Below are 24,122 nucleotides of genomic sequence, written 5' to 3'. Positions count from 1 at the left end.
ATGACCGACACCCCGCGCACGTGGCTGCAACCGACGAGCGTCGCGGTCGATCGCGACGCCAGCTACATCTCCGTCCAGGCGGCCCGCAAGACCTACACCACGCGCAACGGCGACGTGCATGCCGTCGAGCGCGCCGACTTCGACATCGCCGAGGGCGACTTCGTCAGCCTGGTCGGCCCGAGCGGCTGCGGCAAGAGCACGCTCATGTCGATGATCGGCGGGCTCGAGACGCCCACCAGCGGCCGCATCACCGTCGGCGGCACGCCCATCGCCGCGCCGCGGCGCGACTTCGGCTATGTCTTCCAGGATGCGACGCTGCTGCCGTGGAAGACGGTGTTCGACAACGTGCTGTTTCCGATCCGCACGCAGAAGCGCCCGGTGGCCGATTACCTCGGCGAGGCCGAGCGGCTGCTCAGGCTCACCGACCTCTGGGCCTTCCGCGACAAGCGGCCGGCGGAGCTGTCGGGCGGCATGCGCCAGCGCGTGGCGATCTGCCGCGGGCTCATCAACGACCCGCGCCTCTTGATGATGGACGAGCCCTTCTCCGCGCTCGACGCCATCACGCGCGACGACATGAACCTGATGCTCGCGCAGCTGTGGGACCAGGTGCACAAGACGGCGGTCTTCATCACGCACAGCATCCGCGAGGCGGTGTACCTGTCGGACCGCGTGCTGGTGATGAATGCACGGCCGTCGCGCATCGTCGCCGACATCCGCGTGCCCTTCCCGCGGCCGCGCCGGGCCGAGATGCAGGAAGACCCGCTGTTCAACGAGATCTGCGGTTTCGTCCGGGACAAGATCCATGAAGGCCATGGCAGTCGTCAAGACCCGGCCGCCTGAAGCGTTCGTCACGGCGTCGACGACCGAGACGCCACTGCAGTCGATGGTGCGCGTGCGCCTCGGCGAGGCGGGCGGGCGGCTGTCGACCGACGACATCGTGCATCTGCTGCAGCAGGCCATCGTGCGCGGCCTCTTCGCGCCGGGCCAGGCACTGCGGCAGGACGAGCTGGCGACGCTGTTCCACGTCAGCAAGATCCCGGTGCGCGAGGCGCTGCGCACGCTGGAGGCCAACGGCTTCGTCGAGCTGCTGCTCAACCGCGGCGCGCTGGTCAAGGCGCTCACGCTGGGCCAGCTGCGCGACGCCTTCGAGCTGCGCATGATGGTCGAGCCGCACCTGATGCGCACCGCCGCGCCGCTGCTCACCGCCGCCGACCTCGACGAGGCCGATCGGCTGATCGCCGCCATGGATGACGCCGGCCACGCCTGGGCCTTCAGCGAGCTCAACGGCCGCTTCCACGACCTGCTCTACCGCGCGGCGGACAAGCCGCTGTCCAAGCAGATCCTCGCGATGCTGCAGGGCCACATCCAGCGCATGTCCTTCATGCAGCTGTCGCTCGCGGGCTTCAACCGCAGCTCGAACGAAGACCACCGACTGATCGTCGCGGCCTGCCGGCGCGGCGATGCGGAGGCGGCCGCGCAATCCGTGGCGGCGCATGTCGAAGGCGTGAAGGACATCGTGCTGGAGCTGTATGCGCGGCACCACGCGCACGGCTGAAAGAGACCCACCCCCGATGCGCCTGCGGCGCCTCCCCCTCAAGGGGGTGCACCCGGCGGCCTGGCGGAGCCAGTTCCGCGGGCGCCCTGGCATGGGAGCACGCCGGTTTCATCGGCTGCGGGCGGCGCGCGCGTCAGTCCTTCTTCAGGTGCCGGCGCTGGTCGTAGTTCGGCTGCGCCGGCAGGTCGGCCAGATGCCGCGCGTCGGCCCAGTCGAGCACCTCGATCTGCGACGGGTTCGCTGCGTCGGCGATGCGGATGCGGTTGATGCCCGCGTTCGGGATGTCGCTCTGCCGCGGTCCGTTCAGGCCCAGCCCGCGCGCGGTGCGCCACACCATGTCGAGCACGCCGCCGTGCGTCACCACCAGCAGCCGCTGCCCGGCATGCGCCGTCGCCAGCGCACCGAACGCGGCGAGGATGCGCGCGTGGAACTGCAGCGGCGACTCGCCTTCGGGCATGGCGTGGTCTTCGCGGAACTCCAGCCACTGTTCCCAGGCGCGCGGATGCAGCTCGCGGATCTCCTCGGCCTTCATGCCCTCCACCACGCCGAAGTGCTGCTCGCGCAGCGCTGCCTGCGTGACGATGGGCAGGGCGAGCTGCTGCGCCGCCGGCGTGGCCGTCTGCTGCGCGCGCATCAGGTCGCTGCTGAAGACCTGGTCGACCGCCTCGCCCGCCAGCCGCAGGCCGAGCCGGCGCGCCTGCTCGTGGCCGGTGTCGTTGAGCGGAATGTCGACGTGGCCCTGAAAACGCAGCTCGCGGTTCCAGTCGGTTTCGCCGTGGCGGATCAGGATGAATTCGGTGGGAGCGGAGGGGGATGTGGTCATGGCTGGCACCGATTGTCCCCGCATCGACCGCGCTGCCGTCCATGCAACACAATGGCGCCATGTCCCGACTTGTCCTCTTGCCCGGCCTCGCCTGCGACGAGCGCCTCTGGCAGGCCCAGCGGCCTGCCCTGCCACCCCACCTCGACGTTCGCGTGGCCGACGTCCATGCGCGGCACGACCGCATCGAAGGCATGGCCGCGGCGGTGCTGGCCGAGAACGACGGCTCGCTGATCCTCTGCGGCGCCTCGTTGGGCGGCATGATCGCGATGGAGGCCGCGCGCCAGGCGCCGGAGCGCATCGTCGGCCTTGCGCTGCTGGGCACCAATGCGCGGCCGGAAACGCCCGAGATGTTCCAGCTGCGCGAGTCGGCCATCGAGCTCTTCGAGCGCGGCGAAGCGCGCGACGTGATCGAGTTCAACGCCGGCTTCGCCTTCCATCCGGCGCAGGCGGCCGACAAGGCGCTGATGCGGCGCTACGTCGAGATGGTGCTGCACGGCGGCGCCGCGCAGCTCATCCGCCAGAACCGCGCGGTGATGCAGCGGCCCGATGCACGCCAGCACCTGCCGCACGTCCGCTGCCCGGTGCTCGTGCTGTGCGGCGATGCCGACCGCCTGACGCCGCCCGACTGCAGCAGCGAGATCGCGGCGCTGGTGCCGCACGCCAAGCTGCTGTGGATCGAACGCGCCGGCCACATGCTCACGATGGAGCAACCCGCCGCAGTGAACGCGGCCCTGGTCGACTGGCTGCGCGAACTGCAGCCCGCCTGATGTCACTCGTCGTGGTGGAGGCGTCCAACGCCGCGCGGCCCGTTGCGCCCGCCCAGCGCGCGCATCGCGGCGAAGCCCGCCAGCAGCGCATCGGCATAGCTCGCGTAGGCCTGCTCGGCGCTCTGCATCACGGTGTAGTTGGCGAAGACGCTTCGCTCGCCGGTGCCTTCGAGGATGACCCAGCCGAAGCTGCGGTCCGGCTGCTCGCGCACGCTCAGCGCGAGGTCTCGCAATTCGAGATGACCCATGTGACGACTCCCTGTCCGATTTTTGTGGCGCACTTTTAGCCGCTGGGTGCGGGGCCACCAAGGGCAAAGGTCACGCTCGCGCGTGGCGCTTGTCCCGGATCGGAAGCAGGAAGGCCCGCAGACTGCGCGGGCGAGAAAAAAGCCGCGGATGCGGCTTGGGGTTCAGGCGGTCGCCATGACGGCGATGCCCTCGCGTTCGAGTGTCGAGCGGATGCGCCGCGCGAAGGCCAGCGCATGCGCGCCGTCGCCGTGCAGGCACACGGACTGCGCATTGACCGCGACGACGCTGCCGTCGATGGCCGTGACCTGGTGGTCCCGCACCAGCGACAGCGTCTGCGCCAGCGACTGCTCTTCGTCCACGATCAGCGCGCCGGGCTGACTGCGCGGCACCAGGCTGCCGTCGGGCATGTAGCCGCGGTCGGCGAAGACCTCCTCGACCGGCTTGAGGCCAGCGCGTTCGGCGGCGCTGATCATGCCGCTGCCGGCCAGGCCGAAGAAGCGCAGGCCGGGGTCGAAGCGGCGCACCGCGTCGACGATGGCGGCGGCCAGCTCGGGCTCCTTCACCGCCTGGTTGTAGAGCGCGCCGTGCGGTTTGACGTGCGCCAGCGTGCCGCCCTCGGCCTTGACGATCGCGGCCAGCGCGCCGATCTGGTAGAGCACGCCGGCCACGATCTCCTCGGGCGGCAGGTGCATGGTGCTGCGACCGAAGTTCGCGCGGTCGGGGAAGCTCGGGTGCGCGCCGATGGCAACGTGGTTGTCGATGGCCCAGCGCACGCACTGGCGCATGGTGCTGGCGTCGCCCGCGTGCCAGCCGCAGGCGATGTTGGCCGAGCTCACCAGCTTGAGCAATTCTTCGTCGCTGCCGGCGCCTTCGCCGAGGTCGGCGTTCAAGTCGATCTGCATGGGGTCACTCCTTTGTGGGGCTCAGTCGGACGATTCGACAGACGGCTGCGGCGACGCCGTGGGCGGCACCGGCCAGCCGCTGGCGGCCAGGCCCTGCGTCAGCTGCAGGAGGTGGCGCTGCTGCAAGGTCCAGGCCTGCAGCGCCTGGGCCGCGTCGACCTGCACCAGCCGCAGCATGCCGCCGAGCGGCGCCTGCGCCAGCTTCCAGAGGTCGGCCCGGATCACCACGCCGACGCGCGGGTAGCCGCCGGTTGTCTGCGCGTCGCCCATCAGGATGATCGGCTGGCCGGACGGCGGTACCTGGATCGTGCCGGGGATGACGCCCGACGACAGCATGTCGCCGGCGCGCTTGCGCTCGAGCACCGGGCCTTCGAGCCGGCTGCCCATGCGGTTGCTCTGCGGCGTGACGCGCCACGGCTCGCGCCACAGCGCCGCCAGCGAGGCCGGGGTGAACAGGCCGGACTCGGGGCCGAGCATGACGCGCAGCGGGATCGCCTCGCCGAAGTCGCGGCTGTCGATCGCCCAGTCGGGCGGGCGCACGCCGAAGCGGCGCCGTGCGAGTTGCGCGCCGTTCAGCGCCGGTGTGCCCAACGGCAACCGATCGCCCTTCTTCAACGCGCGGCCGGCCAGGCCGCCGAACCCCGCCTTCAGATCGGTGCTGCGCGAGCCGAGCACCGGCGGCACGTCGATACCGCCCGCCACGGCCAGCCAGGTGCGCAGGCCCTTCTTGCCCGCGGCCACGTTGGCGCCGACCAGCTTCAGGGTCTGGCCGGCCTCGACGGGCACGCTCCAGCAGGGCCAGATCGGCACGCCGTCGAGCCGGGCGCCGAAGTCGTCGCCTGCCAGCGCAATGCGGGTGGCGGTGTCGAAGCGCAGTTCGCAGCCGCCCATGGTGAGTTCGAGGCCGGCCGCTTCGTCGGGGTTGCCGACCAGGCGGTTCGCCATGGTGAGCGCGAGCGTGTCGAGCGCGCCGCCGGGGCAGATGCCGCTCTGGCGGTGGCCGTGGCGGCCCAGGTCCTGGACCGAGGCGAGCATGCCGGGCTTGAGAACAACGATCATGTCAGTGATCCATAGCGCTGAGCGCCGTCCGCAGCCGATGAAACTGGCGCGGTCAGAGGCCAGAGATACCGTGGAACCGGCTTCGCCGGGCCGCTGGTATCGCCCCCTTGAGGGGGAGGCGCCGCAGGCGCATCGGGGGTGGGTTTCATGCCTGCACGCTTTCGACGACGAAGCGCACCCGGTCGCCTGGCCGCAAGAGGGTGGGCTCCGCGGCGGCGGGGTCGAACATCTCGAGCGGCGTGCGGCCGATGAGTTGCCAGCCACCGGGCGACACCAGCGGGTAGACGCCGGTCTGTGCGCCGCCGATGCCGACCGAACGCGCCGGCACCGCAACGCGCGGCTCGGCACGGCGTGGCGTGGCCAGCTCGGGCGCCAGCCCGCCCATGAAGGCGAAGCCGGGCAAAAAACCCAGCAGGTAGACCACGTACTCGCCGGCGGCATGGCGACGCACCACCTCGGCGGGCGTGAAGCCGGTGTGCGCGGCGACGTCGGCCAGGTCCGGGCCATGCTCGCCGCCATAGGCCACGGGGATCTCGATGGTGCGGCCTTCGATGGCCGCCGCCGCGAGTTGCGGCCAGGCCGCGAGCACCTGCATCTCGAGCTCGGCCGCGTCGATGCGGACCGGGTCGAACATCAACGTGAGGTTGTTCATGCCCGGCAGGGCTTCCTGCACGGCGGGCCACTGCAGCGCTTCGTTGGCGAGTGCCCAGATCTGCTGCTGCTGGGCCAGGGTAGCGGGCGGCGGCAACTCGCAGAGCAGTGCGGCGTCGCCCAGGGAATGGAGTCGGGGCGGATTCATTCGCGGCCGAGGCTGCGCACCTTGGCGACGAGCTTGTCCTGCACGAAGGGCGAGACGAACTTGTCGACCTCGCCACCGAGCATGGCGATCTCACGGACGAAGGTGCTGGAGATGAACTGGTACTTGTCGCTCGGCGTGAGAAAGACCGTTTCGACGTCGGGCATCAGCGAGCGGTTCATGCCGGCCAGCTGGAACTCGTAGTCGAAGTCGGTCACGGCGCGCAGGCCGCGCACCATCGCCTTGCCGCCGCGTGCCACAACAAAGTCGCGCAGCAGGCCGGAGAAGCTCTCGACCACCACCTGGTCGCTGTAGGGCGCGACGGCTTCACGTGCCATCTCGATGCGCTCCTGCAGGGAGAACAGCGTCTTCTTGTGGTGGCCTGCCGCGACCGCGACGACGACCTTCGAGAAGAGCTGGGTGGCGCGCCGCACCACGTCTTCGTGGCCCAGCGTCATGGGATCGAATGTGCCGGGGTAGACCGCGATCACGCTGGACATAGAGACTCCTTGTCGGCCGCAGCGGCCGGGGTCGGCGGATTATGCAGGGGCATGTCCGGGGTCGGCAGGGGCGAAAGCAGGTACGGCCGCGCGGGGCCGAAGCAGATGCGCGTGCACGGCGCCGGCCTTCAGATGGCGGAAGCCGACGAGGCCGAGGGCGGCGAGCTCTTCGTCGGTCCACTGGCGCGGCGCCTCGAGGTAGACCGCGCCGTCGGGATGCAGCGCTCGCGCGGCCGCACGCAGTGCGGGCTCGTACAGCGCCGGGCTCTCGAAGGGCGGGTCGAGCAGCACCAGTTGCAGGCTGCCGGCCGGCACGCGCTCCAGCGCGGTCACGCCGTTGCCGCGCTCGATGCGCACCGCGTCGGCCGACAGCTTGGCCTTGGCCTTCTGCAGCTGCGCGATCAGATCGGCGTCCTGCTCGCACAGCAGCACCGAGGCGGCGCCGCGCGAGGCGGCTTCCAGGCCCAGCGCCCCGGTGCCGGCGAAGGCGTCGAGGCAGTGCCAGCCCGGCAGCTCGCCGCCGCCCACGCCGGCCAGGCTGGCGAGCCAGTTGAACAGCGTCTCGCGCACGCGGTCGGGCGTGGGGCGCAGCCCCGGCTTGTCGGCCACGGCCAGGCGGGTGCGCTTCCATTGGCCGCCGATGATGCGGACTTCGTGCGGGCGCTTGTCGTGTTTCGGCACCTTCGCAGGCGTCTTGGTGGGAACCTTCTTCATGGGCCGAGCATAGCCCGCGAATGCGCCCGGGTCGTCACGGCTTGGCCCCGACCACGACCGTCACCATGCGTTCGGGCTGCAGCTTGCGCGCGAAGGCGGCCTTGATGTCGGCCACGGTGACCGCGTTCATGCGCGCCGTCCAGGTGTCGAGGTAGTCCAGCGGCAGGTCGTTCCAGGCGATGTTCGACACGTTGCCCAGCAACTTGCGGTTGCTGTCGAGCAGCAACGGGAAGCCGCCGATGAGGTTGTCCTTGGCGGCCTTCAGCTCGGCCTCGGTCGGGCCTTCGGCGACGAACCGGGCCAGCACTTCGCGCGACACCTTGACCGCCGCGTCGGCCTGGTCGGGCCGCGTCTGGAAGCCGACACGGAAAGCGCCCGCATGCAGGCCGGGCGCGAAGCCGCTGGAGATGCCATAGACCAGCCCGCGCTTCTCGCGCACCTCGTTCATCAGCCGCGACACGAAGCCACCGCCGCCGAGGATGTAGTTGCCCAGGGTGAGCGCGAAGTGGTCCGGGTCGGTGCGCAGGTAGCCCGGCTGGCCGATCACGACATGCGCCTGCGCCGACGTGAACGGGATGCGCTCTTCCTTCGGCGCCGCGAGCGCGGCGATGGCGGGCACGGCCGGCAGCGGCTCGCAACGGCCGTCCTGCGCGGGCAGGCGAGACAGCAGGCGCATGGCGATGGCATCGGCCTGCGCGCGCGTGACGGCGCCGACGATGCTCACCTTGGCGCGGCACGGCAGGATCAGCTGCGCGTAGCGCGTGCGCATCGTCTCGACGTCGATCTTCGCGAGCGTCGCCTCGGTCGTCTCCTGGCCGTAGGGATGCACGCCGTAGACCGCTTGCGAGAAGGTGCGGGCGCTGATGGTGCCGGGCTTGGTGTCAGCCTCTTTCAACGCGGCGTTGATCTGCTCGCGCTCGCGCTGCCACACGTCGGCGGGGAACGAAGGCTCGCCGATCTCGCGCGCGGCCAGGGCCACGGCGCGGTCGAGCAGCGCCGGGTCGGACAGCGAGCGCAACGAAAAGCTGGTGCGCTCGGCACCGGCGCCCGCGCCGAAGCTCGCGCCCAGGTCGGCCCAGGCTTCGCCGAGTGCGTTCTCGTCGAGCGCGGGGCCGGCGTCGCTGGCGCGCACGCCCTTCTCGACCATGCCCGCGCTGGCGCTGGCCAGGCCGGCCTGCGCGGCCGGGTCGCGCCGGCTGCCGGCGTCGACGTCGATCTGCACGTCGACGATCGGCAGCGCGTCGGTGGCCGCGAGGTACACCTTGGCGCCGTTGGCCAGCGTCCAATGCTGGATGGGGATGGCGGCCTGCGCGCCCAGCGCAGCCAGCAGGGCGGTGCTCGCGATGACGGCACCGCCGGCGATCTTCTTGAATGTCAGCATGGGGCGGTCTTTCAGCGCAGCGGTCCGGCGGGCGTGGCGAAGCCGCGCGGGCGCGGGTTCTTTTCGGGGGGCAGCGGACGCAGTGTCGCGACCGTGAGCTGGTCGTCGCCGAAGTACTTCGCGGCCACGGCCTGCACCTGCTCGGCCGTGACCTTCTGCAGTTGCGCGACGATGCGGGCGCTGGCGTCCAGCGGCAGGCCCTGCACCCAGTTGGCGCCGAGCTCTCGGCCCTGCGCCATCACCGAGTCGAGCTTGTAGGTCTGGCTGGCGACCCACTGCGTCTTGACGCGGGCCAGTTCGGCCGCGCCCACGCCGTCGCGGGCCACGCGGGCGACTTCGGCGCGCAGCGCGGCCTCGACCGCCTCGGGCGTCTTGCCGGCGGCCGGCACGCCGTCGAGTTCGAAGAGCTGCGGCCCGCGACCGCTGAGGCCGGCGTACGAACCGGCTTCATCGGCGACGCGATCCGGGCCCTGCGTCAGCGCACGGTCGAGCCGGGCGCCGGGGTAGCCGTCGAGCAGGGCCGACAGCACGACCAGCGCCCAGACATCGCTCTCGCCATCGAGGCTTTCGAGCCGCGGCGCGCGGAAGGCCAGCGACACGTAGGACTGTTCGGCCGGCGCCTTGAATTCGATGCGGCGGATGCCGCGCTGCTCGGGCTCGGTCCGCGGCTTGCGCGTAGGCACAGCGCGGGCCGGGATGCGCCCGTAGTACTTCTCGGCCAGGACGCGCACGCGCTCGACGTCGACATCGCCCGCCACCACGATCGCCGCGTTGGCCGGTACGTACCACTGGCGATGGAAGTTGCGCACGTCGTCGGCCGTCATGGCGTCGAGGTCGCTCATCCAGCCCACCACCGGTCGGCGGTACGGCGACGCGACGAAGACGGCGGCGCTCTGCTGCTCGCCCAGCAGCGCGCGCGGCTGGTCTTCGGTGCGCATGCGGCGCTCTTCCTTGACCACCTCGATCTCGCGCTGGAACTCGACGTCGGCCCACTGGTTGTCGGCGAAGCGGTCGGCCTCCAGCTTGATGACGTCTTCCAGCTTGCCGTTCGGGATCTGCTGGTAGTAGCCGGTGTAGTCGCGCGTGGTGAAGGCGTTCTCCTGCCCACCCAGCGCCGCGACCTGGCGCGAGAACTCGCCCGGCTTGATGTGCCTGGTGCCCTTGAACATCATGTGTTCCAGGGCGTGCGCCACGCCGGAAGTGCCGTCGACCTCGTCCATCGAGCCGACCCGCACCCACAGCATGTGGACAGCGGTGGGCGAGCGCCGGTCGGGTTGCACGATCAGCGTCATGCCGTTGGACAGGGTGAATTGCCGCGCCTGGGTCGACGCACCGGGCACAGGTGCCCGGGTGTCGGTGGTGGAGGGGGCGGGAGTCTGGAGCGTTTGAGCCAGGGCGGGGCCCGTCCATGGCGCGACGAGCGCCAGGGCCAGCACCGCACCGGACGCTGTGCGGCGTGGCGAGGGGTGTTTCATAGAATGGGTCGGATTGTAAAAACCATCTGATGTTCAGTTTCTTCAAGAAAAAGCCGGCCGAGGCCACTCCCCCGCCGGTCGATGCCCCCGTCGCGCCTGTCCCGGCGCCAGCGCCAGCCGTCGAAGCGCCCGTGGCGCCACCGCCCGCCAAGTCGATGTTCTCGCCGTCGAGCTGGTTCCGGGGCGAGGCGCCGCCACCGCTGGCCCCCCCTTCTCCTCCGCCGCCCTCACTGCCGCCGGCGCCCGTGCCTGCGCCGTCACCGGTGCCAGCATTTCCGGTCGTGCCGCCCACGCCACCCGTCGCTGCGCCGGTACCGGTGCAGCCACCCACGCCCGTGGCGACACAGGCCCCCGCGCCGATTTCCGCACCCGTCGTCGCGCCCGCCCCGCCCTCGCGCACCGGCTGGCTCGACAAGCTCAAGACCGGCCTGCGCAAGACCGGCACCGGCATCCAGGCCGTCTTCGTCAATGCGCAGATCGACGAAGCGCTCTACGAAGAGCTCGAAGCCGCCCTGCTGATGGCCGACACCGGCGTGAAGGCGACCGAATTCCTGCTGGAAGACCTGCGCGGCCGCGTCAAGCGGCAGATGGCGACCGACGTGCAGCAGGTGCGACGCCTGCTGGCCGAAGCCATCGCCGACCTGCTGCGCCCCCTGGAAAAGCCGCTGGTCATCGGCCAGTACACGCCGACCGTGATCATGGTGGCTGGCGTCAACGGGGCCGGCAAGACCACCTCCATCGGCAAGCTCACCAAGCACCTGGCGAACGAAGGCGCCTCGGTGCTGCTGGCCGCGGCCGACACCTTCCGGGCGGCGGCACGCGAGCAGTTGCTGGTCTGGGCCGACCGCAACACGGTCGAGATCGTCAGCAACGAGGGCGGCGACCCGGCCTCGGTGAGCTTCGACGCCGTCAATGCCGGCCGTGCGCGCGGCAAGGACGTGGTGCTGGTCGACACCGCGGGCCGGCTGCCGACGCAGCTGCACCTGATGGACGAGCTCAAGAAGATCAAGCGCGTGGTGGCCAAGGCCGACGCCACGGCGCCGCACGAGGTGTTGCTTGTGATCGACGGCAACACCGGCCAGAACGCCTTGGCGCAGGTCAAGGCCTTCGACGAGACGCTGGGCCTCACGGGCCTGATCGTCACCAAGCTCGACGGCACGGCCAAGGGCGGCGTGCTGTGCGCCATCGCCCGCGAGCGGCCGATCCCGGTCTACTTCATCGGCGTGGGCGAGAAGCTGGAAGACCTCGAGACCTTCGACGCGCGCGAATTCGCGCAGGCCCTGCTCGGCTGATCAGCGGCGCGGGAAGATGGTGCGCGGGTAGGCGCTCGCATCGAAGGCGGCAAAGTCCGATTGCGGGGCAAGACTCAGCGGCTCGGCGCCCGGTGCGGCATCCGCCGCCGAGAGGAAGCGCAGTTGCACGTCGCCGATCTCCAGCACCTCGCGGTTCTTCAGCTGGTGAACGCCGATCTTGCGGCCGTTCACCAGCGTGCCGTTGCTGCTGCGCAGGTCGGTCACCGTGGCGGAAACGCCCACGACGTCGATCGCCGCGTGGGCACGGCTGACCAGGGGGCTGTCGAACACCAGGGTGTTCCGGTCGGTTCGACCGATGGTGGTCCGGCCCTCGGCCAGGTTGACCTGCCGGGGGGTCCCGGCCTTGGACATGATGATGAGGCGTGGCATGGCTGTGAACTCCCTTGCTGTTGGAAAAACGCCTCTTCGGGCGCCGGCGCACCATCGGTCGCGCCGGCTGCCATTTTTCCGCAACAATCATTTGACAGAGCCTGCTGAACTGTGAAGCGGGCTTAAAAATGAGAACTTTTGGGAACAATTCGGTGCCCATCTGGACCCTCGCGTTTGTGGAACCCTTGTCTTAGCACTCCCTCTAACCGAGTGCTAATATGTCGATCAACAAAGGAGTTTCCCCAATGACAAGTCTGTCTGGAGCCTCTACGACCCATCAACTCGCCGTCGCCAATCCCTGGTCGATGGTGCCGCCGCTGGGCAACTTGGACGCCTACATTTCGGCCGCCAACCGCCTGCCGATGCTCACGCTCGAAGAAGAGCAGGGCTTCGCTCGCCGTCTGCGCGACCACAACGACCTCGAATCCGCCGGTGCGCTCGTCTTGTCGCACCTGCGCCTGGTCGTCTCGATCTCCCGTCAGTACCTGGGTTACGGGCTGCCGCACGGCGACCTGATCCAGGAGGGCAACATCGGCCTGATGAAGGCCGTCAAGCGCTTCGACCCCGACCAGGGCGTGCGGCTGGTGAGCTACGCCATGCACTGGATCAAGGCCGAGATCCACGAGTACATCCTGAAGAACTGGCGCATGGTCAAGGTCGCGACGACCAAGGCCCAGCGCAAACTGTTCTTCAATCTGCGCTCCATGAAGCAGGGTTTCAAGGCTGACGATGCCGCCGCCGATGGCGACACGCACCGCGCGACGCTGACCGACAGCCAGGTCACGCAGATGGCCGAGAAGCTCAACGTCAAGCGCGAGGAAGTGCTCGAGATGGAGATGCGGCTGTCGGGTGGCGACGTGCTGCTCGACCCGTCGCCCTCGGACGACGGCGACGACGCCTTCGGCCCCATCGCCTACCTGGCCGACGCCACGCAGGAGCCGACCGCTCAGCTCGAATCGCGTGCCCGCGATCGGCTGTCGAGCGACGGCATCTCGACCGCGCTGGAAGCGCTGGACGACCGCAGCCGCCGCATCGTGGAAGAGCGCTGGCTCAAGGTCAACGACGACGGCTCGGGCGGCATGACGCTGCACGAACTGGCCGCCGACTACGGCGTCTCGGCCGAGCGCATCCGCCAGATCGAAGTGGCAGCGATGAAGAAGATGAAGAAGGCGCTGGCCGACTACGCCTGAGCCTGCGCTTCCTTCCAGCGAAAAAGCCCGGTGCATGCACCGGGCTTTTTTGTGGGCGCAGCGTTCGCTCAGCCCTGCTTGATGAGCGCCTGCACGTCCGCCACCATCGGCGCCACGCCCGCACCGTAGCGTGCGTACAGGCGCAGTCGGCCCTGCGTGTCGTAGATGTAGCTCGCGGCCGAATGGTCCATCGAATAGCTCGTCGGCGTCTTGCCGTCGACCTTCTTGTAATAGGCCTTGTAGTCCTTGGCCATGGCCGCGAGCTGCTCCTGCGTGGGGATCAGCGCGACGAAGGCTGGGTCGAAGGCGCCCATGTAAGCCTTCATGACCTCGGGCGTGTCGCGGTCGGGGTCGACGGTGACGAACAGCACCTGCAGCTTGTCGCCATCCTTGCCCAGTTGCTGCTTGACCTGCGCCATCTCGGTCATGGTCGTGGGGCACACGTCGGGGCACTGCGCGTAGCCGAAGAACAGCACCACGACCTTGCCCTTGAAGTCGGCCAGCGTGCGTTCCTTGCCGTCGGCGTCCTTCAGGGCAAAGTTCTTGGCGTAGTCGGCGCCGGTCATGTCGACGGCATTGAAGCTGGGCTTGGGGTCGGTGCAGGCAGCGAGGCCCACCCATGCGGCGGACACACCGGCCAGCCTGAGGAAATCGCGCTTGTTCATGCTGCGTCCGTCGAAGTCAGTAGAGGTAGTGATCGACCAGCAGCGCCGCGAACAGCACGCTCAGGTGGATCAGGGAAAAGCGGAAGGTCTTGCGCGCCAGCGCGTCGGAATAGTTTCGCCACAGCGCGAAGGCGTAGCCGCTGAAGCCGATGCTCACCGCGACCGCCACCGCGAGATACAACCAGCCGCTCATGCCGTAGATGAAGGGCATCAGGCAGGCGGCGAACAGGATGAAGGTGTAGAGCAGCACCTGCAGGCGCGTGAATTCGTTGCCGTGCGTCACGGGCAGCATCGGCAGGCCGGCCTTGCGGTAGTCCTCGACGCGGTAGAGCGCCAGCGCCCAGAAGTGCGGCGGCGTCCACAGGAAGATGATGAGGAAGAGGATCAGCGCCTCGGGGCCGACATCGCCGGTCATCGCGGCCCAGCCGAGCACCGGCGGCATCGCGCCCGAGGCACCGCCGATCACGATGTTCTGCGGCGTCAGCGGTTTCAGGATGACGGTGTAGACCACCGCGTAGCCGACGAAGGTAGCGAAGGTGAGCCACATGGTCAGCGGGTTGACGGTGAACCACAGCAGCGCGGAGCCGGCGGCGCAGAGCGCGGCCGAGAAGGTCAGCGCCTGCCGGTCGCTCAACTCGCCGCGGGCGGTCGGACGCCAGGCGGTGCGCTTCATCTTGGCGTCGATGCCCTTCTCGACCAGGCAGTTGAATGCGGCCGCAGCACCCGCCACGAGCCAGATGCCGATGCAGCCGAGCAGCCCACGCTGCACGTCGGCCCAACTCGGCACGCCGGGAACGGCCAGCACCATGCCGATCAGCGCGCAGAAGACGATGAGCTGCACCACGCGCGGCTTGGTGAGCGCGTAGAACTGGCGCAGCACGCTGGCGGTGCTGGCGCTCGCGGGCGAGGTGGCGGGGATCGGTCGGCTCATGCGGCCCCCATCCTGCCCGAAGCGGTGCCCGGCGTGCGCACGGCGGCTGCGCGCGGGGCGCGGCGGCTTTCGCACAGCGTCCAGGTCAGCACCACCGCCAGCGCGGCCGCGCCGCCGGTGTGCAGCACCGCCGCAGCCAAGGGCCAGCCGAGCAGCACGTTGCCTAGCCCGGTCGCCAGCTGCAGCAAGGCGAGGCCGGCCAGCCAGCCAGCTTGCGGACGCAGTGAAGGAACGCGGCGCAGGCGCCAGGCCAGCACCCCGAGCGCGACGAACACGACATAGGCCATCAGCCGGTGCACGTAGTGGATGGCAGTGAGCGCGGCGAACTCGATCGGCGTGCCGTTGGCATCCATGCCGAGTTCGCGCCAGATCTGGAAGCCCTGGCTGAAGTTCATCGGCGGCCACCAGCTGCCCTGGCAGGTCGGGAATTGCGTGCAGGCCAGCACCGCATAGTTGGTGCTGACCCAACCGCCCAGGGCGATCTGCAGCACCAGCAGCGCGGTCGTGGCGACCAGCAGCGTGCGCAGCGGCGACGCGATCGCCACCGGGCCGCGCGCTGCGGCCGATTGCCGGTAGCGCACCGCCTGGATGCACAGCAGCGCGAGCAGCACGATGGCGCCGAGCAGGTGCAGCGTGACGATGGCCGGGAAGAGCTTGAGCGTGACGGTGAGCGCGCCGAACGCACCCTGCAGGCAGACCCACACCAGCGTGGCCGCGGGCCACCAGGCGCTGAGCGCGGCCGGATCGCCCGCTGCCTGCGCACGCGCCGGCAGCTTGCGTTGCCGGCGCCGCACCACCCAGGTCGCGACCGCCAGGCTGAGGATCAGCACGCCGACGCCGGTCGCGAGGTAGCGGTGCACCATCTCGACCCAGGCCTTGCCGTGCGTGACCGGGCCGGACGGTTGCGCCGACTGCGCCATCGCGATCTCATGGCGCGCGCCGAGCGGGCTGGCGTTGCCGTAGCAGCCGGGCCAGTCGGGGCAGCCCAGGCCGGAATCGGTGAGCCGGGTGAAGGCGCCGAACAGCGTGAGGTCGAAGGTGAGGAACAGCGTGAGCACGGTCAGCGCGTGCAGGCGACGCGCCGGGCCGGTGCCGGCATGGCGGCGCCACACCCAGACCAGCGGCCCGAGCGCGATGAGCACGCCCATGGCCATGAGCCAGGCGATGGGGCTAAGGTCGTAGAGGGACTGGCTTTCCATGGCGTGCTAGCGGCCCGCCTCGTCCCAGGAGGCGGAGGCGCGCAGCAACCGGTCGAGGTCGCGCTTGGCGCGGCCGGCGCCCTCGGTGTCCATGCGCGCCGGGAAACGCATCATCCAGTTGCCCAGCGGGTCGACCACGTAAAAGTGCTCGGCCAGCGTGTGGCCGGCGGCGGGCGCGAGCCACTGGGCGATCTGGGCCGCGGGCACGCGCAGCACGGTGGCGCCATGCAGGCCGTTGTCGAGCCGCTGCGGCACCGGGGCGTCGTCGCTCACCAGCCAAACGCGGTCGAGGCGGTCCTTCTCGCGGCCCAGGCTTTCGCGCAGCTGGCGTTGCAGGTACAGCTGCCGCTCGCACAGCGCGTCGCAGGCGGCATCGGCCACCGTCACCAGCAGCCACTGGCCCTTGAGCGCGCGCAGGGTGGTCGGCGTGCCGTCGCGTGCGATCGCGCTCGTGGCCGGCAGCGGCCGCTGCGGGTCGACCAGCTCGCCGTAGACGCGCTTGGCTTCCGGACGGATCACGTAGTACGTGAAGTACGAGGCGATGACCGGCGCGGCGCAGCACAGCATCACGGCGATCATCTTCCAGCGGCCGATCGCGGTGCGGCGGCCTTCGCTGCCATCGAGCGCCTGGTTCGGCGACGGCATCGAGTGCACGGTCAGGCCCAGCGGCTCGTCAGCGTTCGCCATGGCGGGGCTTGCGCCGGGGTGCGATGAATTGGAACCAGACATAGAGGATGACGACGAGGGCCGCGAGGCCGAACCACTGGAATGCATAGCCATAGTGCTTGTCGACCCCCAGCGCGGGCGCCGGCCAGTCGCGCTGCAGGCCTTCGGAGGCTGCGCCGATCTGCTGGAGCGTGAGATCGGTGCGCAAGGGCAGACGGGTCTCGCTGCGGAACGCTTCGAGGTCCAGATTCTGCCGGATGGGAGAAGACCCCACGGCAGGCTGCGCGGCCTGGCCGGCCGGCGCGCCTTCGGCCGCGGAAGCAGAGGCAGGGGCGGCGGGCTTGCCGAGTTCCAGCAGGTGCGCCGGCGGCGACGCGACGCGGCCCGTCACCTCGACCAGGCCGGCCGGGGTCTCGATCGGCATCAGCTGAGCCCGGTCGTTGAAATTGCGCTGCACCCAGCCGCGCTGGATCATCACCGTCTGGTCGCTGCCTTCGAGCGCGAAGGGCGTCAGCACGTAGAAGCCAGGCACGCCGTGCATCTGTCGGTTGTCCAGGTACACGGTCTGGTCGACGAGCCAAAGCCCGCGCAGCTGCACCGGACGGTGCAGCGCGTCGGCCGGCTTGTCGATCGCGAGGAAGGCGTCCTGGTCGAGCGCCGGGCGCTGGCGCTGCGCCTCGATCTCGGCCTGCAGGGCTTCTTTCTGGGCGGCCCGCGACAGCTGCCAGCGGCCGAGCGACACGGTCGCCGAGAGCGTGAGCAGCGCCGCCAGCGTGACGATCCAGAAGCGCCCACGACGGCGCGGCTGGGACGATGACGGCGACGCGGAACGCGCGGTTTCCCGCATCACGTCGGCATGCCCTGGCGGCCGATAATGGGCTTCATGAAATACATCCTCGCCCTGGCGTTCGCGGGCATCCTGGCCAGCCTGGGCTGGGCGCTGTTCTTCATGCTCAAGGACGGGCGGGAGGGCCGCGCCAAGAGCGGCGGCATGGTGCGCGCGCTCACCGTTCGGATCGGCCTGTCGGTGATTTTGTTCCTGTGCGTGCTGATCGCGTGGAAGCTGGGCTACATCCAGCCCGGCGGGCTTCCCGTCGGCAAGTAGGTCGTGCTCGTTCCAGGTCCACGAACGCCATGAAAAAAGCGCCTTGCGGCGCTTTTTTTCGGTGCCGGTCGGTTCTTCGCTCAAAGCCAATAGACCAGGAAGTACAGGCCGAGCCACACCACGTCGACGAAGTGCCAGTACCAGGCGGCGCCTTCGAAGCCGAAGTGGCGCTCCGGCGTGAAGTGGCCCTTCTGCAGGCGCAGCGTGATGAACAGCAGCATCAGCATGCCGATGAACACGTGCAGCCCGTGGAAACCGGTCAGCATGAAGAAGGTCGAGCCATAGGCACCCGAGCTGAGCTTGAGGTTCAGTTCGGTGTAGAGGTGGTAGTACTCGTAGCCCTGCACGCACAGGAACACGATGCCCAGCACCACGGTGAGCCACATGAAGCGGATGCACTGGGCCCGGTGGTCGGCGCGCAGCGCGTGGTGGGCGATCGTCAGCGTCACGCCCGAGCTCAGCAGCAGCGCGGTGTTGATGGTCGGCAGCCAGAAGGGGCCGACGGTCTGGAACGGCTCGACGATGTCGGCCGGCGAACCGGTCACGCCGGCCGCGACGCTCGGCCACACGGCCTTGAAGTCGGGCCACAGCAGCGCGTTGTCGAGGCTGCCGAGCGCCGGCAGCGCATGCGTGCGCGTCCACCAGAGCGCCGTGAAGAAGGCGCCGAAGAACATCACCTCCGAGAAGATGAACCAGCTCATGCTCCAGCGATAGGACAGGTCGATTCGGTGGCTGTACTGGCCGCTCTCGCTCTCGCCGATGGCCTCGCGGAACCACTGGAACAGCACGCCCCACCACCACAGCAGGCCGAAGGCCAGCGAGTAGGCGCCCCATTCATGGCCGTTGATCCACTGGCCTGCGCCGAGGATCACGAAGAACAGGCCGATGGCCGCCATGATCGGGTGGCGCGACGGCCCGGGCACGAAGTAGTAGGGCGTGGTGCCGTGGGTGGTTGAACTCATATCAGCTCCTGCTTTTTCTCTTTTGTCGTTTCGTTGGCGATGGCGATGGCGTGAGGGTCAGGCGGCGACGACGTACTTCACCAGCAGGATCAGCGCGCCGACGAAGCAGGCCACAGCGACCAGGCCGACGATCACGATGTGCAGCGGTGTCAGCCTGGCGATGTCTTCCTGGTAGTCGCTGTTCTTGCGCACACCGAAGAAGCCCCAGGCCACCGCCTTGAGGGTCCGCAGCAGCGAGCCCTTGCGAGGCTGTTCGGGCGTGTCAGGCATCTCGGCGGCCATCACGAACGCGGCTCCGCCACCAGCGGGGTGGCCGACGCCGTCGGCGCCGCCGGTGTCTTGCCGCCCACCTCGAAGAAGGTGTACGAGAGCGTGATCGTCTTCACGTCCTTGGAAATCTTGGGGTCGATCACGAAGGCCACCGGCCATTGCTTCTTCTCGCCTGCGTCCAGGGTGTACTGGTTGAAGCAGAAGCATTCGAGCTTGTTGAAGTACGGCGCGGCCTGCTGCGGCGCGTAGCTCGGGATGGCCTGGGCCGCCATCCGGCGGTTCTGCACGTTCTGGAATTCGTACATCACCGTGTTCAGCTGACCGGGGTGCACCTGCATCGAGCGCTGTGCGGGCTTGAAGTCCCAGAGGCCGCGCACGTTGGCGTCGAACTCGACGGTGATGGTGCGGCTCGTGTCCACCTGGGTGTTGTCGGGCACGCGGACGTCCTTGCCGCCGGCCGCGCCACCGGGCACCTGCAGCTCCGACAGCGACAGGATGTTGATGCCGGTCATCTCGCAGATGGCGCGGTACAGCGGCACCAGCGCATAGCCGAACGCGAACATGCCGGCGGCCACCACGGCCAGCTTGCCAACCATGCGGACGTTCTCGCGGCGGATGCGTTGGCCGATGCCCATGCTAGACACCGATCCACACCATGCGGACGAAAAACCCGATGAAGAACAGCACGGCGATGGAGGCCAGCGTGAGCCCCATGCGCCGGTTGGCTTTCTTTTGTTCGGGCGTCATGACAGCGTGCTCAGCCGATCACGCGGGTTGCGGTGGCGTCCAGGCGCGGCGGCGTCTCGAAGGTATGGAAAGGCGCCGGCGACGGCACTTCCCATTCGAGGCCTTCGGCCGCTTCCCACGGCTTGGCCGCCGCGGGCTCGCCCTGGCCGCGCATCGCAGGCAGCACGACGAAGAAGAAGAAATAGACCTGGGCCAGACCGAAGCCGAAGGCGCCGACCGAGGCCACCGCATTGAAGTCGGCGAACTGCATCGGGTAATCGGCGTAGCGGCGCGGCATGCCGGCCAGCCCCAGGAAGTGCATCGGGAAGAAGGTGATGTTGAAGGAGATCAGCGACCACCAGAAGTGGATCTTGCCGCGCGTCTCGTTGTACATCACGCCGGTCCACTTCGGGCACCAGTAGTAGAAGCCGGCGAACATCGCGTAGAGCGAGCCTGCCACCAGCACGTAGTGGAAGTGGGCCACCACGTAATAGGTGTCCTGCAGCTGGATGTCGATCGGTGCCACGGCCAGGATCAGGCCGGTGAAGCCACCCATCGTGAACACGAAGATGAAGCCGACCGCGAACAGCATCGGCGTCTCGAAGGTCATCGAGCCCTGCCACATGGTGGCGACCCAGTTGAAGATCTTCACGGCCGTGGGCACGGCGATCAGCATGGTCGCGTACATGAAGAAGAGCTGGCCCGTCACCGGCATGCCGGTGGTGAACATGTGGTGCGCCCAGACGATGAAGCTCAGGATGGCGATCGACGAGGTGGCGTACACCATCGACGCATAGCCAAAGAGCTTCTTGCGGGCGAAGGCCGGCACGATCTGGCTGATGATGCCGAAGGCCGGCAGGATCATGATGTAGACCTCGGGGTGGCCGAAGAACCAGAAGATGTGCTGGTACATCACCGGGTCGCCGCCGCCGGCGGGGTTGAAGAAGCTGGTGCCGAAGTGGCGGTCGGTCAGCGTCATGGTGATGGCGCCGGCGAGCACCGGCATCACGGCGATCAGCAGGTAGGCCGTGATGAGCCAGGTCCAGCAGAACATCGGCATCTTCATCAGCGTCATGCCGGGGGCGCGCATGTTGAGGATGGTCACGATGATGTTGATCGAACCCATGATCGACGAGGCGCCCAGGATGTGCATCGCGAAGATGCCGGCGTCCATCGACGGGCCCATCTGCAGCGTGAGCGGTGCATAGAGCGTCCAGCCGGCCGCCGGTGCGCCGCCGGGCATGAAGAAGGACGCGACCAGCATGATGGCCGCGGGGATCATCAGCCAGAAGCTGAAGTTGTTCATCCGCGCGAAGGCCATGTCGGACGCGCCGATCTGCAGCGGAATCATCCAGTTCGCGAAGCCCACGAAGGCCGGCATGATCGCGCCGAACACCATGATCAGGCCGTGCATGGTGGTGAACTGGTTGAAGAGCTCCGGGTTCACCAGCTGCAGGCCGGGCTGGAACAGCTCGGCGCGGATCAGCAGCGCGAGCACCCCGCCCACCATCAGCATGGTGAACGAGAACAGCAGGTACAGCGTGCCGATGTCCTTGTGGTTCGTTGCGAAGAGCCAGCGGCGCCAGCCGGTGGGTGCCCCGTGATGGTCGTCGTGCGCGTGGCCATCCTGGTCCGGGTGGGCGTGACCGTGGGGGTCGAGGACTGCACTCATGTCGATGTTCCTTGCAATTGCTTCGTCGCGGGGCCTGCGGCCTCTTTTACAGCTTGGCCCGTTCGGCCTTGACCTCGGCCGGCTGCACCAGCTGGCCGGTCTTGTTCGACCAGCTGTTCTTGGTGAAGCTGGCCACGGCGGCGAGATCGGTGTCGCTCAGTTGTTTCCAGGCCGGCATCGCGCCATTGTTCTGACCCTTGAGCAGCACGTCGATCTGAACCGCGTGGTTGGCATCGAGCACCTTGGCAGAGCCGTCGAGCGGCTTGATCGGGCCGGCGCCCTTGCCGTTGGCCTGGTGGCAGGCGGCGCAGTTGGCGGCATAGACCTTCTCGCCGCGGGCCATGATCTCGGGCAGCGCCCAGACCTTGTTCGGATCGTCCTGCTTGGCGGCGGCTTCCTTGCGCTTGGTGTCGACCCAGGCCGTGTAGTCGGCGGCCGAAACCACCTTCACGTGGATCGGCATGTACGCGTGTTCCTTGCCGCACAGTTCCTGGCACTGGCCGTAGTAGTCGCCGACCTTCTCGGCGCGGAACCAGGTGTCGCGCACGAAGCCGGGAATCGCGTCCTGCTTGATGCCGAACTGCGGCACGGCGAAGGCATGGATCACGTCGTTGGCCGTCGTGATGACGCGGATCTTCTTGTCGACCGGCACCACCAGCGGGTTGTCGACCTTGAAGAGGTAATCGACGGGAATCTCGCCCTTGGCGCCCGCGTCGGACATGGCGCGGTGCGAGCTGTCGAGCGTGGAGATGAAGCCCAGGCCTTCGCCCTCGCCCTTGATGTAGTCGTAGCCCCACTTCCACTGGTAGCCCGTGGCCTTGACGGTGAGGTCGGCGTTGGTGGTGTCTTTCTGGGCGACCAGCACCTTGGTGGCCGGCAGCGCCATCAGGATGACGATGAGGAAGGGCACGATGGTCCAGATGACTTCGACCACCACCGATTCATGGAAGTTGGCCGCCTTGTGGCCGACCGACTTGCGGTGCTTCCAGATCGAATAGAACATGACCGCGAACACGGCGATGAAGATCACGGTGCACAGGATCATCATGACCGTGTGCAGGAAGTGCTGCTCCTGTGCGATCTTGGTCACGCCGACCGGCATGTTGAGCTGACGCACCGTCGGACCGCCCGGCAGGTCCTGAACGGCATGGGCCATGCCGCTGAAGGCTGTGCCGGCTGCCAGCAACACCTGTGCGGGCTTGAACTTCGTGCGCCAATTGCTCTTCATCGTGTTTACTTTTTCATGTGTCCGTTGAACCCAGCGGTCTGCCTCGCTGGCCGCATGCCACTCAGGCGCCACGCAGTGCCATCCGAATCTCGCGTGCCAGCGCCGCCCGCAATTCGGGGCGTACATAGCGCCCCACCTTGACCGACCGACCCTGCCCCGACACCTCGATCAGCGAACGGTCGCCGGCCTGAGGTTCGATCCGCACCTGGTGCGGCAAAAATTCCGTGCGCTCGTAGTGCCCGCCGTTTTCCAGTTCGACCACCAGCCGCCCACCCTGCAATGCGATCCGCTCTCCGTCGGTCGCATGCCGGGCGTACAGCACGAAGGCGAAGCCGACCGCCACGAGCTCGATCCAGGCGAACGGCAGCACCATCGGTGCGCCATGCAGCCAGAACACCGTGCCGACGCCGAGCGAGATCACGCACAGCGACGCGTAGAGCCACCCCAACTGGCTCGGCGTGACCGAACAGTTGCGCTTCAGGAACCAGTGGATGCTCTGGCCTGAGACGGTGGCAAAACGAAACACGAAATTCGACACGGACGAGTTCGGCAGATCGGTTCATCGACACACGCCGAGCCCGAATTACCAGGGCCCGACAGGTGCCGATCGCGGGAAAAGCCCCGGGAGTTCACGCAGCGGCGGATTGTAGCGGTTCGGTTGCAGGCATTGACCCGGATCAAGGTCGCCCCCGTTGCAGCATCTCGCGCATCTGACGCAGCGAAACGGCGCTTTCGCCGGACAGCGCGACGCGCGGCGGCGGCTTGAAGGCATGGCCGTAGATGATCTCGAAGGTCATCGAGATCCGGGGCGGGCTGCCGGGTTCGGCCGGTGTGGCCGAGGCCGCCAGTGCCGCACGCAGTTCGCCCTGCCAGTGCCGCCCCCGCAGGCCGGGGAAGCGCCCGGGGTGCAGGTTGCGCCCGAGGTCGCGCAGCTCGGCCAGCGCGGCCTCGGGCGTGGCCCAGGTCAGCACGATGCGCTCCATGTCCATGATCGGCTCGGCGAAGCCGGCGCCCACCAGCATGTCGCCCCAGTCGTGCATGTCGGTGAACTGGTGGCAGGCCGGCGGCCAGCCCAGCCGCGCGTACAGCGTGCGCAATTCGGCGAGGGTGTCCGGCCCGAGACAGGAGAACATCAGGAAGCCGTCGGTGGCCAGGTGCCGGTGCCAGGTCGCGATCAGTGCCTGCGGATCGGCCGCCATGTGCAGGGCCATGTTGGCCCACAGCAGGTCGACACCCTCCTCCGGCGGTGCATCGAAGCGGGCGCGGGCACCCTGCCAGCGCCGTGCGCTCCACCAGGGCGCGCCCAGCGCCTCGGCCGTGGGCGCGGCGAGCGCATCGGACGGCTCGATCACGTAGGGCACGGCCTGGCCGTAGCGCCGCGCGACCAGCGCATGGGCGTCCCGCCCGCCGCGCAGCGGCGACCAGTCGGCCCAGCGCTTGGGCCGGGCGGTGATCCACTGCAGCCTATCTTCCATGCGCCGCCCGACCTCCTCGTGCAGCCAGGGCGATGCGGCGTTCGGTGGCAGGCCGGCCCAGCGTGCGGCGGCCGGTGGATCGATGGTCGGCGGGCGCTGAACGGGATCGGTGGACATGGGGAAGCTCAGT

The 24,122-nt window shown here is 68.8% G+C and carries 29 protein-coding genes; 6 read left to right on the top strand and 23 right to left on the bottom strand.

Features of this window, described 5'->3' with window-relative positions; genetic code table 11:
* Both ACSFA2_RS00420 and ACSFA2_RS00415 read left to right on the top strand, forming a co-directional pair.
* A complete protein-coding gene (locus ACSFA2_RS00420) occupies positions 1–840 on the top strand; it encodes an ABC transporter ATP-binding protein (RefSeq protein WP_435453345.1) in 840 nt (279 codons plus the stop codon).
* The gene (locus ACSFA2_RS00415; RefSeq protein ID WP_435453344.1) at positions 803–1,555 is read left to right on the top strand and encodes a GntR family transcriptional regulator; all 753 of its coding nucleotides are present in this window, start codon (positions 803–805) and stop codon (positions 1,553–1,555) included. The genes ACSFA2_RS00420 and ACSFA2_RS00415 overlap by 38 nt, the downstream gene beginning before the upstream one ends.
* Positions 1,556–1,688: 133 nt before the next feature.
* Here ACSFA2_RS00415 and ACSFA2_RS00410 read toward each other — a convergent pair whose 3' ends face one another.
* Complete coding sequence (locus tag ACSFA2_RS00410; RefSeq protein ID WP_435453343.1) at positions 1,689–2,378, bottom strand: histidine phosphatase family protein; 690 nt, start codon at positions 2,376–2,378, stop codon at positions 1,689–1,691.
* A gap of 59 nt (positions 2,379–2,437) precedes the next feature.
* Between ACSFA2_RS00410 and ACSFA2_RS00405 the strand changes: the two genes are divergently transcribed.
* Complete coding sequence (locus ACSFA2_RS00405) at positions 2,438–3,145, top strand: alpha/beta fold hydrolase (protein WP_435453342.1); 708 nt, start codon at positions 2,438–2,440, stop codon at positions 3,143–3,145.
* 2 nt (positions 3,146–3,147) lie between these two features.
* Here ACSFA2_RS00405 and ACSFA2_RS00400 read toward each other — a convergent pair whose 3' ends face one another.
* From ACSFA2_RS00400 to ACSFA2_RS00365, 8 genes are all read right to left on the bottom strand, one after another.
* On the bottom strand, positions 3,148–3,393 hold the full coding sequence (locus tag ACSFA2_RS00400) for a hypothetical protein (protein WP_435453341.1): 246 nt from the start codon (positions 3,391–3,393) through the stop codon (positions 3,148–3,150).
* Positions 3,394–3,555: 162 nt separating this feature from the next.
* Positions 3,556–4,296 (bottom strand): 5-oxoprolinase subunit PxpA, encoded by a 741-nt coding sequence (pxpA, locus tag ACSFA2_RS00395; RefSeq protein WP_435453340.1) that lies wholly within the window; start codon positions 4,294–4,296, stop codon positions 3,556–3,558.
* Positions 4,297–4,317: 21 nt separating this feature from the next.
* Entirely contained in the window at positions 4,318–5,355 is a 1,038-nt protein-coding gene (locus ACSFA2_RS00390; protein WP_435453339.1) for a 5-oxoprolinase subunit C family protein, read from the bottom strand.
* Between the two features lie 145 nt (positions 5,356–5,500).
* Positions 5,501–6,154 (bottom strand): 5-oxoprolinase subunit PxpB, encoded by a 654-nt coding sequence (gene pxpB / locus ACSFA2_RS00385; protein ID WP_435453338.1) that lies wholly within the window; start codon positions 6,152–6,154, stop codon positions 5,501–5,503.
* Entirely contained in the window at positions 6,151–6,651 is a 501-nt protein-coding gene (gene coaD, locus ACSFA2_RS00380) for a pantetheine-phosphate adenylyltransferase (protein WP_286644296.1), read from the bottom strand. The genes pxpB and coaD overlap by 4 nt, the downstream gene beginning before the upstream one ends.
* A gap of 39 nt (positions 6,652–6,690) precedes the next feature.
* Entirely contained in the window at positions 6,691–7,365 is a 675-nt protein-coding gene (locus ACSFA2_RS00375) for an RsmD family RNA methyltransferase (protein WP_435453337.1), read from the bottom strand.
* 34 nt (positions 7,366–7,399) lie between these two features.
* The gene (locus tag ACSFA2_RS00370; RefSeq protein ID WP_435453336.1) at positions 7,400–8,746 is read right to left on the bottom strand and encodes a M16 family metallopeptidase; all 1,347 of its coding nucleotides are present in this window, start codon (positions 8,744–8,746) and stop codon (positions 7,400–7,402) included.
* An 11-nt stretch (positions 8,747–8,757) separates the two neighbouring features.
* Positions 8,758–10,221 carry a M16 family metallopeptidase gene (locus ACSFA2_RS00365; protein WP_435453335.1) on the bottom strand — a complete coding sequence of 488 codons (1,464 nt, stop codon included), beginning with the start codon at positions 10,219–10,221 and terminating at the stop codon, positions 8,758–8,760.
* Between the two features lie 29 nt (positions 10,222–10,250).
* On the opposite strand from ACSFA2_RS00365, the gene ftsY reads away from it, so the two are divergent.
* Entirely contained in the window at positions 10,251–11,513 is a 1,263-nt protein-coding gene (ftsY, locus tag ACSFA2_RS00360; protein WP_435453334.1) for a signal recognition particle-docking protein FtsY, read from the top strand.
* Here the strand turns inward: ftsY and ACSFA2_RS00355 are convergent, their stop codons facing one another.
* A complete protein-coding gene (locus ACSFA2_RS00355) occupies positions 11,514–11,903 on the bottom strand; it encodes an FHA domain-containing protein (protein ID WP_435453333.1) in 390 nt (129 codons plus the stop codon).
* A 245-nt stretch (positions 11,904–12,148) separates the two neighbouring features.
* Between ACSFA2_RS00355 and rpoH the strand changes: the two genes are divergently transcribed.
* Positions 12,149–13,093 carry an RNA polymerase sigma factor RpoH gene (gene rpoH / locus ACSFA2_RS00350; protein WP_435453332.1) on the top strand — a complete coding sequence of 315 codons (945 nt, stop codon included), beginning with the start codon at positions 12,149–12,151 and terminating at the stop codon, positions 13,091–13,093.
* 68 nt (positions 13,094–13,161) lie between these two features.
* On the opposite strand, the gene ACSFA2_RS00345 is transcribed toward rpoH, so the two are convergent.
* From ACSFA2_RS00345 to ACSFA2_RS00325, 5 genes are read right to left on the bottom strand one after another with little or no spacing between them, the layout of a single operon-like run.
* A complete protein-coding gene (locus ACSFA2_RS00345; RefSeq protein ID WP_435453331.1) occupies positions 13,162–13,758 on the bottom strand; it encodes an SCO family protein in 597 nt (198 codons plus the stop codon).
* Positions 13,759–13,774: 16 nt separating this feature from the next.
* Entirely contained in the window at positions 13,775–14,689 is a 915-nt protein-coding gene (cyoE, locus tag ACSFA2_RS00340) for a heme o synthase (protein ID WP_435453330.1), read from the bottom strand.
* The gene (locus ACSFA2_RS00335; protein WP_435453329.1) at positions 14,686–15,888 is read right to left on the bottom strand and encodes a COX15/CtaA family protein; all 1,203 of its coding nucleotides are present in this window, start codon (positions 15,886–15,888) and stop codon (positions 14,686–14,688) included. Before ACSFA2_RS00335 ends, cyoE begins: the two co-directional genes overlap by 4 nt.
* 6 nt (positions 15,889–15,894) lie before the next feature.
* The gene (locus ACSFA2_RS00330) at positions 15,895–16,575 is read right to left on the bottom strand and encodes an SCO family protein (RefSeq protein ID WP_435453328.1); all 681 of its coding nucleotides are present in this window, start codon (positions 16,573–16,575) and stop codon (positions 15,895–15,897) included.
* On the bottom strand, positions 16,562–17,401 hold the full coding sequence (locus tag ACSFA2_RS00325; RefSeq protein ID WP_435453327.1) for an SURF1 family protein: 840 nt from the start codon (positions 17,399–17,401) through the stop codon (positions 16,562–16,564). The genes ACSFA2_RS00330 and ACSFA2_RS00325 overlap by 14 nt, the downstream gene beginning before the upstream one ends.
* A 36-nt stretch (positions 17,402–17,437) precedes the next feature.
* Between ACSFA2_RS00325 and ACSFA2_RS00320 the strand changes: the two genes are divergently transcribed.
* Entirely contained in the window at positions 17,438–17,659 is a 222-nt protein-coding gene (locus ACSFA2_RS00320; RefSeq protein ID WP_435453326.1) for a twin transmembrane helix small protein, read from the top strand.
* Between the two features lie 80 nt (positions 17,660–17,739).
* Here ACSFA2_RS00320 and ACSFA2_RS00315 read toward each other — a convergent pair whose 3' ends face one another.
* From ACSFA2_RS00315 to ACSFA2_RS00280, 8 genes are all read right to left on the bottom strand, one after another.
* Complete coding sequence (locus tag ACSFA2_RS00315) at positions 17,740–18,621, bottom strand: cytochrome c oxidase subunit 3 (RefSeq protein WP_435453325.1); 882 nt, start codon at positions 18,619–18,621, stop codon at positions 17,740–17,742.
* Positions 18,622–18,678: 57 nt separating this feature from the next.
* Complete coding sequence (locus ACSFA2_RS00310) at positions 18,679–18,891, bottom strand: DUF2970 domain-containing protein (protein WP_435453324.1); 213 nt, start codon at positions 18,889–18,891, stop codon at positions 18,679–18,681.
* Positions 18,892–18,902: 11 nt separating this feature from the next.
* Positions 18,903–19,526 (bottom strand): cytochrome c oxidase assembly protein, encoded by a 624-nt coding sequence (locus ACSFA2_RS00305; protein ID WP_435453323.1) that lies wholly within the window; start codon positions 19,524–19,526, stop codon positions 18,903–18,905.
* 1 nt (position 19,527) lies between these two features.
* Complete coding sequence (locus tag ACSFA2_RS00300) at positions 19,528–19,638, bottom strand: cytochrome oxidase small assembly protein (protein ID WP_435453322.1); 111 nt, start codon at positions 19,636–19,638, stop codon at positions 19,528–19,530.
* A gap of 10 nt (positions 19,639–19,648) precedes the next feature.
* A complete protein-coding gene (gene ctaD, locus ACSFA2_RS00295) occupies positions 19,649–21,289 on the bottom strand; it encodes a cytochrome c oxidase subunit I (protein ID WP_435453321.1) in 1,641 nt (546 codons plus the stop codon).
* Positions 21,290–21,335: 46 nt separating this feature from the next.
* Complete coding sequence (coxB, locus tag ACSFA2_RS00290) at positions 21,336–22,517, bottom strand: cytochrome c oxidase subunit II (RefSeq protein WP_435453320.1); 1,182 nt, start codon at positions 22,515–22,517, stop codon at positions 21,336–21,338.
* Positions 22,518–22,578: 61 nt separating this feature from the next.
* The gene (locus ACSFA2_RS00285; protein WP_435453319.1) at positions 22,579–23,055 is read right to left on the bottom strand and encodes a DUF2244 domain-containing protein; all 477 of its coding nucleotides are present in this window, start codon (positions 23,053–23,055) and stop codon (positions 22,579–22,581) included.
* A gap of 139 nt (positions 23,056–23,194) precedes the next feature.
* Positions 23,195–24,109: a methyltransferase domain-containing protein gene (locus ACSFA2_RS00280; RefSeq protein ID WP_435453318.1), complete on the bottom strand. Its 915-nt coding sequence runs from the start codon at positions 24,107–24,109 to the stop codon at positions 23,195–23,197.
* Positions 24,110–24,122: the final 13 nt, after the last annotated feature.

The sequence above is a fragment of the Variovorax cryoconiti genome (assembly GCF_051216395.1).
Lineage (GTDB): Bacteria > Pseudomonadota > Gammaproteobacteria > Burkholderiales > Burkholderiaceae_C > Variovorax.
The sequence above is the reverse complement of the archived record's forward strand: the minus strand, read 5'-3'. Positions and strand labels throughout refer to the sequence as shown.